Raw genomic sequence first — 13,272 nt, 5'->3', positions numbered from 1 at the left:
ACTCAGCATTCCCACTCGGAACGGCTGAACAGGTAACCCTTGCCCCACACGGTCTTGATCTTGCGCGCCTCGCCGGCGTGGTCGTCGAACTTGCGCCGCAGCTTGGAAATCGCCACGTCCACCGAGCGGTCGGTGCCGTTGAACTCGATGCCGCGCAGGCGTTGCAGAATCTGGTCGCGACTGAGCACCTCGCCGGCATGCCGGGCCAGCACCACCAGCAGGTTGTATTCACCGCTGGACAGTTCGACCAATTGCTCGCGCCAGGTCACGGTGCGCTCGGACAGGTCGATGCACAGATTGCCCATCAGAATGCGGTCGTTGGCCGTCTGCGGTTCAGTCAGGCTGCTGCGACGCAACAACGTCCGCACCCGGGCCAGCAACACACGCGGTTCGCAGGGTTTGGTGACGTAGTCGTCGGCGCCCATTTCCAGGCCCAGCACCTGATCGTGGCTGTCATCGCGGGCGGTGAGCATCAGGATCGGCAGCGTGGCCGAATCGGCGCGCAACAAGCGGCAGACTTGCAGGCCATCGAGCCCCGGCAGCATCAGGTCGAGGATCACCAGGTCCGGCGGATTGACCCGCGCACGTTCGCGCACATGGTCACCACGGCTGATCACGCTGACGCTATAGCCGTTGCGTTCCAGGTAACTGGCAATCAGTTCCGAGAGCGCGGTGTCGTCTTCGACCAGGAGGATGTTGGGCATGGGTGTTTCCAGAAAGTGCTGTGGTGCCTGATCCGGCCTCTTCGCGAGCAAGCCCGCTCCCACAGGGGAATGCATTTCAACTGTGGGAGCGGGCTTGCTCGCGAAGGCGTCCTGGCAGGCGCAAACGTAATCAAGTTGCGAAGGATATACGCCCTCACCCATGCCTGAGTAAAACCCTTACACAATTTCACACAGCGCCTACAAAGCTTCACCGCTACCCTCGTCGCCTCCCCGTAGGATGCTGGGGGTCATTATTGGGGTATTACATGTCAAAGAATCTGCTTGCCAGGCTCAGCCTGATTGCACTGGCGGTGACGCTGAGCGCTTGTGACAAGGCCTCGACGGCCGAAGAACAGGCGCCTCTGGCCACGGTTCGGATCGAAACCATCCAAGCCAGCCCCCTGTCGATCACCAGTGAGCTGAGCGGGCGGATTGCCGCGCCACGGATTGCCGAAGTCCGCGCCCGGGTTGCCGGCGTGGTGTTGCAACGGGACTTCCGCGAAGGCAGCGATGTGAAAAAAGGTGAAGTGTTGTTCCGTATCGACCCGGCGCCGTTCAAGGCAGACCTGGACAGCGCTGAAGCGGCGCTGCGCAAGGCTGAAGCCAACGCGTTCCAGGCGCGCCTGCAAGAGCAGCGTTACGCGCAGTTGATCGAAGGCAATGCCATCAGCGGTCAGGATTATGACAACGCCCGGGCCAGTGCCCGGCAAACGGCTGCCGACGTCGCCGCGAACAAAGCCGCCGTGGAACGGGCGAAACTCAACCTGGGTTACGCCACGGTCACGGCGCCGATCTCCGGGCGCATCGGCCGCGCGTTGGTGACCGAAGGCGCACTGGTCGGGCAGAACGAAACCACGCCGCTGGCATTGATTCAGCAACTGAACCCGATCCATGCCGACCTCACCCAATCGACCCGCGAACTCAACGACCTGCGCCGGGCGTTCCGTTCCGGCCAGTTGCAGCAGGTCGGTCAGGACCAGGCCAAAGCCACGCTGATCCAGGACGACGGCAGCCTCTATCCGTTGCCCGGCAAGTTGCTGTTCGCCGACATCACCGTCGACCCCGGCACCGGCCAGATCATCCTGCGCAGCGAATTCCCCAACCCGGACCTCGACTTGCTGCCGGGCAGCTTCGTGCGCGTGCGTCTGGAGCAAGCGGTCATTCAGCAAGGCATCAGCGTGCCGCAACGGGCCATCCAGCGTGACAGCGCCGGCATCGCCCAAGTGCTGGTGCTCGACGCCGAACTACGGGTCGGCCAGCAACCGGTCGAACTGGGCGCCGTGCAGAACGATCGCTGGATCGTCACCAGCGGCCTCAAGCCCGGTGACCGCATCGTCACCGAAGGCCTGCAACACGCCCGTCCCGGCGAAAAAGTGCAGATCGACGACACCCCTCTTCCACTTGCCCAGGCTTCTGGTCAGTAAGCAGGACGCTTCTTTATGCCGCAGTTCTTTATCGATCGCCCGGTGTTCGCCTGGGTGGTTGCCCTGTTCATCCTGTTGGCCGGCGCCCTGGCCATTCCGCAGTTGCCGGTGGCGCAATACCCCAACGTCGCGCCGCCGAAAGTCGAAATCTACGCCACCTACCCAGGTGCTTCGGCACAGACCGTGGACGAAAGCGTGGTCAGCCTGATCGAGGAAGAACTCAACGGCGCTGACCACCTGCTGTATTTCGAATCCCAGAGCAGCCTCGGCAGTGCCACCATCACCGCGACGTTCCAGCCGGGCACTGATCCGGAAATGGCTCAGGTCGATGTGCAAAACCGTCTGAAAGTAGTCGAGTCACGCCTGCCTCAAGCGGTGACGCAGCAGGGCTTGCAGGTGGAGAAAGTCTCCGCCGGTTTCCTGCTGCTGATCACCCTCACCTCCAGCGACGGCAAGCTCGACGACGTGGCGCTCAGCGATTACCTGGCGCGCAACGTGATGAACGAGATCAAACGTCTGGACGGCGTCGGCAAGGCACAGTTGTATGGCGCCGAACGGGCCATGCGAATCTGGATCGATCCGCAGAAGCTGATCGGTTTCAACCTGACCCCGGCTGACGTCAACGCCGCCATCGTCGCGCAGAACGCACAAGTGTCGGCCGGCAGCATCGGCGACTTGCCGACCCGCACCACCCAGGAAATCACCGCGACCATTCTGGTCAAAGGTCAGTTGTCGACACCGGAAGAATTCGCCGACATCGTCCTGAAAGCCAATCCCGACGGCTCAACTGTGCGCATCAAAGACGTGGCGCGCGTCGAGATCGGCAGTCAGGAATATCAGTTCTCCACGCGCCTCAACGGCAAACCGTCGACCGCCGTCAGCGTGCAATTGGCGCCGGGCGCCAATGCCCTGAGCACTGCCACGTTGGTGCGGGCGAAGATGGACGAACTGGCGCGCTACTTCCCGGCTGGTGTGGAATACAAGATCCCGTACGACACCTCGCCCTTCGTCAAAGTCTCGATCACCAAGGTGGTTTACACCCTGGGCGAGGCGATGTTGCTGGTGTTCGCTGTGATGTTCCTGTTCCTGCAAAACATCCGCTACACGCTGATTCCAACCCTCGTAGTACCGGTGGCGCTGATGGGCACGTTTGCGACCATGTTGGCGCTCGGGTTTTCGATCAACGTGCTGACCATGTTTGGCATGGTGCTGGCGATCGGCATCCTGGTGGATGACGCGATTGTGGTGGTGGAGAACGTCGAGCGAATCATGGCCACCGAAGGCCTGTCGCCCAAAGAGGCAACGCGCAAGGCAATGAAGCAGATCACCGGGGCGATCATCGGCATCACGCTGGTGCTGGTCGCGGTGTTCATTCCGATGGCGTTCATGCAGGGGTCGGTCGGGGTGATTTACCGGCAGTTCTCCTTGTCGATGGCGACTTCGATTCTGTTCTCGGCGTTCCTCGCCCTGACCTTGACCCCGGCGTTGTGCGCGACGCTGCTCAAGCCGATTGCCAAGGGCGAACATCACGAGAAGCGTGGGTTCTTCGGCTGGTTCAACCGGCGTTTCGAGCAACTGACCGAGCGTTATCAAGGCTGGGTCGCCTATGCGCTGAAACGCACTGGACGTTACCTGTTGATCTACGGCGTGCTGCTGATCGGATTGGGCGTGTGCTTCAGTCGACTGCCCTCCTCGTTTCTACCGGTGGAAGATCAGGGTTACACCATCACCGACATTCAACTGCCACCGGGTGCAAGCAAGAACCGCACGGTGCAGGTGGTCGAGCAGATCGAAGCCCACAACGCCACTGAACCCGGCGTCGGCGACAGCACGGTGATTCTCGGTTTCAGCTTCTCCGGCAGCGGGCAGAACGCGGCGTTGGCGTTTACCACGCTCAAGGACTGGTCTGATCGAGGTAGCGACGACTCGGCCAGTTCGATTGCCGATCGCGCCAACATCGCGTTGAGCCAGATCAAGGACGCCGTAGCGTTTGCCGTCCTGCCACCGCCGGTAGATGGCCTCGGCACTTCCAGCGGTTTCGAGTTCCGCTTGCAGGACCGTGGCGGCCTCGGCCATGCCACGTTGATGCAGGCGCGCAGTGAATTGCTCGCTGCCGCCGAGAAAAGTCCGATCCTGATAAACGTGCGCGAAAGCGCGCTGGCCGAAGCACCGCAAGTGCAACTGGTAGTCGACCGTAAACAGGCGAACGCGCTGGGCGTGTCCTTTGCCGACATTGGCAATGTGCTGTCCACCGCCGTCGGTTCGGCCTACATCAACGACTTCCCCAATCAGGGGCGGATGCAGCGTGTGGTGGTACAGGCCGAAGGCGATCAGCGCAGTCAGGTCGCCGATCTGCTGAAGATTCACGTGCGCAACAGCGCCGGGAAAATGGTGCCGTTGTCGGCCTTCGTCCAGGCCAAATGGACTCAGGGCCCGGCGCAATTGACGCGCTACAACGGCTACCCGGCGATCAGCATTTCCGGTGAACCGTCGCCCGGTCACAGCACTGGCGAAGCCATGGCGGAAATCGAGCGTCTGGTGGCGCAAGGGCCGGCAGGATTGGGCCAGGAATGGACCGGGTTGTCGTTGCAGGAGCGGTTGTCCGGCAGTCAGGCGCCGATCCTGCTCGGTTTGTCGTTGCTGATCGTGTTCCTGTGTCTGGCCGCGTTGTATGAGAGCTGGTCGATTCCGACCTCGGTGCTGCTGGTGGTGCCGCTCGGCGTACTCGGCGCGGTACTGGCCGTGACCTTGCGCGGGATGCCCAACGACGTGTTTTTCAAGGTCGGGCTGATCACCATCATCGGGCTGTCGGCGAAGAACGCGATCCTGATCATCGAGTTCGCCAAGAGCCTGTACGACGAAGGCCATGACCTGATCGACGCCACCCTGCAAGCCGCACGCCTGCGACTGCGGCCGATTGTAATGACGTCGCTGGCATTCATCCTCGGCGTGGTGCCGTTGGCGATTGCCACCGGGGCCAGTTCGGCGAGCCAGCAAGCCATCGGCACCGGGGTGATTGGCGGGATGATCACCGCGACGCTGGCGGTGGTATTTGTGCCGGTGTTTTTTGTGGTGGTGATGAAGTTGGTCCGCAAACGGCATAAAGACCTCTAACCCACACCACCTACCCCTGTGGGAGCGGGCTTGCTCGCGAAGAGGCCATCACATTCAACATGGATGTTGACCGACACACAGCCTTCGCGAGCAAGCCCGCTCCCACAGGAGGCCTCATCGCCTACAGCTTGGTGGTCACAACTGGATGCGCTGGGCTAAGGTGTTTGCAAAGCCCTGACGCATCGAGTTCACATGTCCTTCCTCGCCCGCACCCACCCTCGCCTGTCCGCCGCGGCCACCCTCGGCGTCGCGGTGGGCATTCTGGCGCCGGCCGACTCGATCATCAGCAAAATCCTCTTCGGCTGGAATGCCGGCGTCTGGACTTACCTGGTCCTGATGCTCTGGCTCACCGCGCGCGCCAAAGCGCCGGACGTGAAGCGCATTGCCGAGGTCGAAGACGAAAATGCCGGGTTGGTGCTGTTTGTGGTGTGTATCGCGGCGATTGCCAGCCTGGCGACCATCACTTTCGAACTGGCTGGCAGCAAAGACCTTGAAACCACGCGCAAGCTGCTGCATTACGGTTTTACCGCGTTGACGGTGATCGGTTCATGGCTGCTGATCGGGGTGATTTTCAGCGTGCACTACGCCCGTCTGTTCTACACCTGGGGCGGCAAAGACCCGGCACTGCGTTTTGCTGAAGGTCTGACAACGCCCAATTACTGGGACTTCCTGTATTTCTCTTTCACCATCAGCGCAGCGGTGCAGACGTCCGATGTTGGCGTGGCGACTCGGGATTTGCGCAAGATTGTCCTGGCGCAGTCGCTGATCGGCTTTCTGTTCAACACGGCCATTCTCGGGTTCTCGATCAACATCGCGGCGGGACTGTTCAACTGATCCTGCACAAACGTTCTAGTCACCGCCCTCGGCGCGGGCGTTAAATACGTCGGCTATCCGTCTCACAGGTGCAGCATGACGACTCACAACTGGATCGACCTGGCCCAGGACGCCGACACCGGCATCGAGACCCTGCGCGCGCATTTCGAAGGCCATGCCTACGACCCGCACTGGCATGACAGCTATCTGGTGGGCGTCACCGAGCAAGGGGTTCAGCAGTTCCACTGTCGGCGGGCGAAGCACCAAAGCACGCCGGGCAAGGTGTTTCTGCTCGAGCCAGGTGACATCCACGACGGCGACGCGCCGACCGAAGACGGTTTCACCTACCGCATGCTGTACCTCGACCCGCAGTGGCTGAAACGTGAACTCAGTGCAGTCTTCGAAAATGCCCCCGACAACAGTCAATTGAGTTTCGCCAACACCCTGGCCAGCGACTCGCGACTGGCCCACGCCACCAGCCTGGCGTTTCAAACCCTGCATCACGGTGAGCTGAAAATCGTCCGCCAGACCGCCCTCGACGGTTTGCTCGAACGGCTGACCAGTCACCTGCACTGGCGCGCCCGCTATGGCGAGGATCCGCGCCTGCCGCTGGTGGCGCAGAAGGCGAGGGAGTATCTGCATGCCAACGCTCAATACGACATCGGCCTCGACCAACTGGCTGCCGTCACCGGAGTTGATCGCTTCCGCCTGACCCGCGCCTTTAAGGCCGCTTATGGGATGGCACCCCACGCGTATCTGGTGCAATTGCGCCTGGCCACTGCCCGGCGAATGTTGGCACGTGGCGAGCAACCGGCGACGGTGGCGATGGAGCTGGGGTTTGCCGACCAGAGTCACCTGGGCCGCTGGTTTGTCCGGGCTTATGGCTTGACGCCGGCGCTGTATCGCAAGCGCTGCTCAAATCTTCCAGACGCGTGAAGCAGGCTTTGTGAGGATTGGCTCCTGAGATCATTCACGGAGTCCGCTGCCATGTTGTCCACCTTTCCCACGCTGCTGCCATTTTTGCTGTTCGCTTTCGTCGCCTCCATTACGCCGGGGCCAACCAACATTTTGGTCCTGAGCAACAGCGCGAGATACGGTTTCAAAGCCGCATTGCCGATCATTTTTGGCGCCTGCGCGAGCGCGGCATTGATTGTGTTGTTAGTGGGCAGTGGTTTTGGTCAAGCCCTCAACGCGAACCCCGGCGTGCAACAGGCAATGCGGTGGGTTGGCGTCGTCTGGCTGAGTTTCCTGGCCTTGCAAATGTTCCAGGACCCTGTCGAAGTATCCAAGCCCGATGCTCCAGCCCATAACCATCGGCGCCTGGGTTTATGGGGTGCTGCAGGATTGCAACTGATCAACCCCAAAACCTGGGCAATGGCCTTGGCAGTCGCGAGCGTGTTCACTGTGCACACAGAAGACCGGATCATTCATACACTGTACTTGTCGATCGTATTTTTTCTTGTCGCCATTCCATGCCTGGGATGCTGGGCGGCACTGGGCATCGGATCATCTCGTGTTTTACGCTCTGCGCTAACGATTCGGCGCTTCAACCGTTGCATGGCACTATTGTTATTGGGCTCTACATGGCTAAGCGTATTAGCTTGATTCTTAATAAAAGAGCGCCCCCATATACCATTTTTTATATAGCCAATCAGCTTAAACATTTAAATTAAAACCCACAAAACCACCACAATGTAAACTGTCAACTCTGACAGTTTACAGCGGGGTTATATTTAAGTTTCCATACAGCATCCAGGATTAGGACTGCTCAGTCTTTGGATGCCTCTAACTATCATGTATGGAGATAAACTCATGAGCTTCGCAGCCCGGGCCTACCCGACAACTCTTTCAGCACAAGCGTACTTGTCCGCCACCATCAATGGCGATTCCAATCCAAATTTCAAACACGTCAAAACCCCTGCATTCAAGGAGTTTCGCTCTACCTCTATCCCTTCAATCGAGCTGAAGGATTTTCCCGATGGGCAGCATTACTGGTTAAGAGCTGGACACACTGAAAATGGCATGACGCAAACAATCGAATTTGTCTTTTACAAAAAACCTGCAACGGGAACGTCTTCAATATCCAAGGATATAGAAGATGTCAGAGTGACCTACAACTCAAATCCCGTGAATGGCGATTTACACGTGGCCGACAGCGGTAGCATTACGTTTCAATATGATGACATCGAAAAAACCCTGACCGCGACGTGGAACGGTTTGTTTGATCATGGTGGGGCAGATGGCAACAGTCTGTTTCCGATCAATGGAGAATTACTTGTTAACGCCGATCTGAGCCAGAGCCGAAAATAAATCGCCAACAGCCCGCAATAAAAAAGGAAGCTTTCAAGCTTCCTTTTTTATTCGCGACTCTACTTAGAAGTTATAACTCAACCCCATGCTCCCCCCCAGCTCCTGGTCAACTTTGCTGCCACGACTGGTTCCGATCTCCGCATAAACCTGCCACTTATTGTTCGCAGGTATCCAGTTCAGCCCGCCGGTCAACTCCAGACTGGTGCTGGACAAATCATTGTTGAAGTCAGTGTCGTTCACACTGACACGATTACTTTTGACAAACTCATGGCTGACGGCGGCATGCAGTCTGGGCTGAAGCTTACCGCCGTTGTCCATAACCAATTCACGACCAACGGTCATGCCGACCTTGCCGAGCAAAGACCGGGTCTCATCGCTGTCCACGTGCAATCCATTGTCCAGACGGTACGTTTTGCCCTCCACAGCCGCCGCACCGAGTTGTGCAGAAGGTTCGATGAAATAGCCTTTGTTAAAGACGATGTGCTTGCCGACCTCGACAGATCCGCTCACGCCCAGGTTATCAAAATTGCCCTTTGTTCGAGAGTCATCACTCAATGTGACTTTAACGTCGTTATTGAAACGGTTGACCTTGGCGACGGTATCCACGTAATACCCGGTCTCTTCGTCATACCAGGTCAGGTATGTGCCCAGATAAACGCTATCGATCGAGCCAGAGCTGCCGCGCGTCAGGTTCAGCCGCGTGGTGCTGTAACCACCAAAGGCGCCGATCAACCATTGACCGTCACCCATCGCCGACAGAGGCGTATCCACCCCTACGGAGACCCCGGTCTGATTTTGTTTATAGCCATCACCGTATGCATTCTTGACGTTGTACTGATTTCCGTAAGTACGTATCCAGACACCGGATGTCGAGCCTTGAGTATCCGAGTCCAGAGCAGCGACGGATCGCGCCCGAGGCTGGGTGCCGGCCATGCGGCGGTCCCCGAGGCGAGTATTAAGGGTAGTCATTTCAGCATAAATCACTGTGGGGGCGGTGCCGGCAATTGCCAGAGCTGTTTTTGACCCCGTGCTCGGACTTGTCGCATCGGGTTGCAGGAACAACCCTTCGCCTTCTTTCACCAGTTTGTAGCCTATAGCACCAACATCCACCTGATCGTTTTTCAAGGAAAACTGCGCATCCCCTGCGGCGATATTGCCCACCTTGACCGGCGCGCCACTGACCGGCTCGCTGGCAGTAGCAGCCACCACCAGCTCATGCTGGCCGGAGGCAGATTGCGTGACATTCAAAAAATCCGTCTCTCCGGTGGCAACATCCGTGTCCATGAGGAACTGACCTTTGCCTGACAGGTTGGCGATGTCCAGGCGAGTGAACGCCTGATTCGCCCCGAAGCGCACGCTGCCGCCCTGCAGGTCGAGGCGGGTGACAGCGTTGCTACCGACCATGTTCCACTCTGCACCATGGCTGATCGACATGTTGCTGACTCCGGTGACGGCGCCATGCAAGACCGCGCTATTGTCCAGCGTCACCACGCCGGCTCCGGAACCTTGGATGTTGCCGGTCAGAGAGCTTTGGGTATCGAGCGTGACCGAATCAACGTTGACCAGATTGCCGTCAAGGCTCGCAGAGTTTCGTAACAGTACGCTGGCTTCTCCACCCTCAGCGACTTCGATGTTGCCAGACAGCTTGCTGTTGTCGACCTGGAACCGGGCAGTGGCGCCATCGATCACCTCCAGGATATTGCCGTTGCCTCCGATCAGGCTGGAACCGTTGTTTACTTCGATCAAGACCGGCTGGCCGGCCGGAGTAACGAAATTGACACTGATCGCAGCGCCAGTACGACCTTGCACGGTTGATCCGTCCAGCTTCAATCGGCTCTGCCCCATCACATCGCCGGGATTCAGTACAGTGTCGTCCCCGAACATGACGCCGTTGAGCCCGCCGGTGATCCGGCTGTCTGCGCTGACATTGGCGTGGCCACCGAACAGTTCCAGACCAATGCCATCCGAACCCGTCCCTTCCACCCGGGTATTGACCAGGTTCAGAGTGCTGAGCGATGTAACCGCGGCACCGGATATGCCTCCGAGCAAAGTGCTGTTGGACACGGTCGCCATTGATCCCACCGGTATTAGCAGATCCCGAGCCAAAGACATTGCCCTGCCTTGACTGGTCAATGTACTGCCCGTAACCGTCGCCGAACTGTCAGTCAATGCGAGTGCGGTATCAAAACCTGTGCTGGTCACCCTGGACTGGGCCAGATTGATGCGAGCACCTGAAGATGCATCTATCTGTGATGTGGCAGCGGTGTCGCCGTTGAGTGTGCCACCACCAACCTCGATATTCAGCGCGCCGGCACCGTTAATGTTTAGAGTTGCCGTTGCAGGGATAAACCACGCTTCAGGCGTTGCACCACTGGAGACGGTTTCCACCTCTCCCGGCAGAAGATTTCGCGAATAGACGGACTCTGAGACGGCCATTATGACCACTGCATAAGAGAGCACGCCTGTAAACTTCATAACTGTTAGTCCCAGTATCTTTTCAAACTTCATAGTCACTACTCTCTGAGTTTTGTCGGGACGGTAGAAAGACAGTTCAAAGAGATGCTCCATCAGACGTCCGTCGTTGGCCGCGTCGGAGCATACCTACAACTTCGAACCTTCTATGTAGGACTATTCCTTTTATGAGTGGGATTTATCATCACCCGTGAAGTACAATCTGTGCTTTTGACGACAGACAGCGATAGCACTGCCGGGAGAGCCTTACTCTCCCGGCAAATGCAGTTCTGAACTTTTATACGATGGTTATGGTGCGGGATCCCAACCCGGTTCTGACTCACAGTACAAGTAGTCGGCATTGAGCAAGTAAACCGTCATTTCCGTTACCCCCGATGTGGGCACAGTCGGTGTCGAATACCAGACTTTCACATAACCAGCGTAAAAGTCTGAGGGGTCCGGGGTTAGCGGTGGAGGTACTGGAAGATTTCGAATCACCGGATCATAAGGCCCGACATCGAAGATCATCCCGGCCGTCAGTTCCGCCACAGTGATATTCCGAGTTTCAGTGAACTCGGTATCTACAGGCGCCGGCGTGGCATAGTCCTCAGTGTGGAACCCACGCCAGCTGAACGTAATGGGCATACCATCGACAAAATGGGTATTTGGCGGAATCCGGAATCTCGCTACGTGTTCCGTACCGGTCAAACTGTCGCAAATAATGAACGGATCTTCAGTGCCATCTGCGGGTGGCCGTACGAACTCCGGTGGATCAAGTGTGATGACTACGGTGTTGACTGTCACAGGCGTTTTGACCGCGGCTTGAGTGTTGTTACGGCCGGGGTTTTCATATATCCACCATACTTGCTTTACCCCCAGACCACCTGGGCCGACAACACTGTAAGGCAAATCAACTGGAATGACTGTATTGATATTTGACGCGTCCAACGGCGTTGAACTTACGACCACCTCACCCCGATCGCCGAGGTACATCAGGGTTAACAGGTCACCCGGTTCCGGGTCCAAGAACGTACCGCCACTCACAGGCGAAACATCAATGTGTGCCGTAGCCGTTCGATTGGCGTCGTGTGGACCGAGTTCGTTATCAATAACGGGGGCCTGGCCCCGCACAATCAATGGCTTGAATTCGGGATTGAACTCAGGAGGCGGAATAAGTGGATCGACGATATAGGGAGGGTTCGTCGAGAAATCCGTGTTTACCGTCGTATTCACGTCGCTGACAGAAACATTTGCACGCATCAAGTCAGCCGTGACCACAACATCCAGCTCGTAATCTGTGCCGGTCTGATTATCGAAATACTCTTTGCTCAGATCCGCCCAGGGAATGATGAAAGTCAGCTTGGTGAGGGTGCCGAACGGCAAGTCCTGCGCCGGCTGGCCTCCCCACTTGACACTCACCTCGTCGTTGTTGAGTGCGTCAACCGGCCGATTCACTTCCACCGTTACACCTGCACGCGCATCCTTCAGATCGATCAGACCATCGGTGTTTGCCGGGACGTCCAATGGACCCAAATTGGGCAGCGGCAGAAAACGAGTGTTTTTGAAATACACTCCCCACGCGCTTTCGTTGCCTGCATCATCAGTAATAATGAACCAGATGAAAGCCCTGCCACTGGTTATCTTTCTCAGTTCGGCAGTCGGAACCACTACCTCACCATTGCTAGGCATAACGTCATCGTAGAAGGGTGACACCTGAGGAGGATTGGATCGTTGATTTGCCACATACAGTCGTACGCGGTCTGTTGGTTGAGCATTGGGGTAAGTGGTGTCAATCACTACCCTCAATCCCATTGAGCTTCCTGGGAGATTCGCCCAGATGTCGTCCAGATCGCCGGGGGCATTGGGAAACGTCGCTGGCGGAATTGTTTTAGCGCCGGGTGTTTGTCCGGGATTGGCGCCCGTTTGCACCGGTTTCGCTTGCCAGGGGGCAGTGCGGTCAATGAGGAACGGAACGAAGTCTGAAGTCAGCGAGTTGAAGCCCCGTTCAAAATACACGCAACGGACCCACAGTGTTGTCGGGCCGGCTAGCGTTGCATCCTCTCCCAGAAATTGGGTGGGCACTGGGAACGGGAATTTAACAGGCCTTTGACCCATATCAGGAAGGGTAAGGCGTGTAAGCCTTGTGTAGTCTGTGGGAGTTGGAATGGGAGGTGGCGCGATTCGTGTGACATCCAGTGTCACCTGATCATTATTTCTCTGGTTTACAGGAACGGTTGTATCCAGTAGAAGCGTGAGAGCAGCGCCCACAGAAATGGCGGCGATGGGAATAATGTCACCGTTGGTACCGCGGCCATCCGGTAACTCAGGTAAAGGGGCTGCCAATAATCCACCGCCCTGCCCCGTTGTCCCAGCTTGATAAATTGTCATGTGCTTTCTCCATTACGCTGAAAAAATTTAATATCAATCCTTACCTCATCGACAACAGCGTTTATCGC

At 57.7% G+C, this 13,272-nt stretch carries 9 protein-coding genes; 6 read left to right on the top strand and 3 right to left on the bottom strand.

Features of this window, described 5'->3' with window-relative positions; all coding sequences use genetic code 11:
- Positions 1 to 2: 2 nt before the first annotated feature.
- Positions 3 to 704 carry a response regulator transcription factor gene (locus ASC74_RS05510; protein ID WP_008155184.1) on the bottom strand — a complete coding sequence of 234 codons (702 nt, stop codon included), beginning with the start codon at positions 702 to 704 and terminating at the stop codon, positions 3 to 5.
- Positions 705 to 970: 266 nt separating this feature from the next.
- Here ASC74_RS05510 and ASC74_RS05505 point away from each other — a divergent pair, with 266 nt between their 5' ends.
- The 6 genes from ASC74_RS05505 to ASC74_RS05480 all read left to right on the top strand — a co-directional run bounded on the left by ASC74_RS05505 (position 971) and on the right by ASC74_RS05480 (position 8,365).
- Positions 971 to 2,128 (top strand): efflux RND transporter periplasmic adaptor subunit, encoded by a 1,158-nt coding sequence (locus ASC74_RS05505; RefSeq protein WP_056739901.1) that lies wholly within the window; start codon positions 971 to 973, stop codon positions 2,126 to 2,128.
- A 15-nt stretch (positions 2,129 to 2,143) separates the two neighbouring features.
- Entirely contained in the window at positions 2,144 to 5,242 is a 3,099-nt protein-coding gene (locus ASC74_RS05500; RefSeq protein ID WP_056739899.1) for an efflux RND transporter permease subunit, read from the top strand.
- A gap of 192 nt (positions 5,243 to 5,434) precedes the next feature.
- Positions 5,435 to 6,076: a DUF1345 domain-containing protein gene (locus ASC74_RS05495; protein WP_056739898.1), complete on the top strand. Its 642-nt coding sequence runs from the start codon at positions 5,435 to 5,437 to the stop codon at positions 6,074 to 6,076.
- A 75-nt stretch (positions 6,077 to 6,151) separates the two neighbouring features.
- Positions 6,152 to 6,991, top strand: a complete 840-nt coding sequence (locus tag ASC74_RS05490) for an AraC family transcriptional regulator (RefSeq protein ID WP_056739896.1) — start codon at positions 6,152 to 6,154, stop codon at positions 6,989 to 6,991.
- A 51-nt stretch (positions 6,992 to 7,042) separates the two neighbouring features.
- The gene (locus tag ASC74_RS05485) at positions 7,043 to 7,660 is read left to right on the top strand and encodes a LysE family translocator (protein ID WP_056739894.1); all 618 of its coding nucleotides are present in this window, start codon (positions 7,043 to 7,045) and stop codon (positions 7,658 to 7,660) included.
- Between the two features lie 207 nt (positions 7,661 to 7,867).
- Positions 7,868 to 8,365 (top strand): hypothetical protein, encoded by a 498-nt coding sequence (locus tag ASC74_RS05480; RefSeq protein ID WP_056739893.1) that lies wholly within the window; start codon positions 7,868 to 7,870, stop codon positions 8,363 to 8,365.
- A gap of 63 nt (positions 8,366 to 8,428) precedes the next feature.
- Here ASC74_RS05480 and ASC74_RS05475 read toward each other — a convergent pair whose 3' ends face one another.
- Both ASC74_RS05475 and ASC74_RS05470 read right to left on the bottom strand, forming a co-directional pair.
- Positions 8,429 to 10,873 (bottom strand): autotransporter outer membrane beta-barrel domain-containing protein, encoded by a 2,445-nt coding sequence (locus ASC74_RS05475; protein WP_056739891.1) that lies wholly within the window; start codon positions 10,871 to 10,873, stop codon positions 8,429 to 8,431.
- A 252-nt stretch (positions 10,874 to 11,125) separates the two neighbouring features.
- On the bottom strand, positions 11,126 to 13,204 hold the full coding sequence (locus tag ASC74_RS05470; RefSeq protein WP_056739889.1) for a hypothetical protein: 2,079 nt from the start codon (positions 13,202 to 13,204) through the stop codon (positions 11,126 to 11,128).
- Positions 13,205 to 13,272: the final 68 nt, after the last annotated feature.

This window comes from Pseudomonas sp. Root329 (assembly GCF_001424925.1).
GTDB classification, from domain to species: Bacteria; Pseudomonadota; Gammaproteobacteria; order Pseudomonadales; family Pseudomonadaceae; genus Aquipseudomonas; species Aquipseudomonas arabinosi.
Note: the sequence above shows the minus strand (reverse complement) of the source record. Positions and strands in the feature narration are given on the sequence as shown.

Bases quoted from the DNA above. Each gene is read 5' to 3' on its own strand.
- ASC74_RS05470 (WP_056739889.1), bottom strand. From the start codon at position 13,204: ATGACAATTTATCAAGCTGGGACAACGGGGCAGGGCGGTGGATTATTG.
- ASC74_RS05495 (WP_056739898.1), top strand. From the start codon at position 5,435: ATGTCCTTCCTCGCCCGCACCCACCCTCGCCTGTCCGCCGCGGCCACC.
- ASC74_RS05490 (WP_056739896.1), top strand. From the start codon at position 6,152: ATGACGACTCACAACTGGATCGACCTGGCCCAGGACGCCGACACCGGC.
- ASC74_RS05475 (WP_056739891.1), bottom strand. From the start codon at position 10,873: ATGAAGTTTGAAAAGATACTGGGACTAACAGTTATGAAGTTTACAGGC.
- ASC74_RS05500 (WP_056739899.1), top strand. From the start codon at position 2,144: ATGCCGCAGTTCTTTATCGATCGCCCGGTGTTCGCCTGGGTGGTTGCC.
- ASC74_RS05510 (WP_008155184.1), bottom strand. From the start codon at position 704: ATGCCCAACATCCTCCTGGTCGAAGACGACACCGCGCTCTCGGAACTG.
- ASC74_RS05485 (WP_056739894.1), top strand. From the start codon at position 7,043: ATGTTGTCCACCTTTCCCACGCTGCTGCCATTTTTGCTGTTCGCTTTC.
- ASC74_RS05480 (WP_056739893.1), top strand. From the start codon at position 7,868: ATGAGCTTCGCAGCCCGGGCCTACCCGACAACTCTTTCAGCACAAGCG.
- ASC74_RS05505 (WP_056739901.1), top strand. From the start codon at position 971: ATGTCAAAGAATCTGCTTGCCAGGCTCAGCCTGATTGCACTGGCGGTG.